Consider the following 247-nt stretch of genomic DNA (forward strand, 5'->3'; position numbering starts at 1 on the left):
AATTTATTGATACCTGTAATTTGATGGAACATTTTTGGATCTAAGCTATCAACACTGACGTTAATAGACGTAATCCCTGCTTTCTTCCAATCAGCCACATCTTTTGCCATGCGATAGCCATTTGTCGTGACAGCTAATTGACGAATGCCATCAATATTAGCAATGCTTTCAGCAATAGAAATAAAATCTTTGCGTAAAGTCGGTTCGCCACCCGTTAAACGGATTTTCTCTGTGCCCATTTCAGCAA

The 247-nt window shown here is 38.9% G+C and carries 1 protein-coding gene; it reads right to left on the reverse strand.

Annotated features, from left to right (window positions below):
- On the reverse strand, positions 1-247 hold a 247-nt coding region (locus CUZ56_RS15360; protein WP_126981206.1), incomplete at both ends, for a radical SAM protein.

Origin of the sequence: Saezia sanguinis (assembly GCF_003991585.1) — a bacterium.
In the GTDB taxonomy this organism is placed as follows: Bacteria; Pseudomonadota; Gammaproteobacteria; order Burkholderiales; family Burkholderiaceae_C; genus Saezia; species Saezia sanguinis.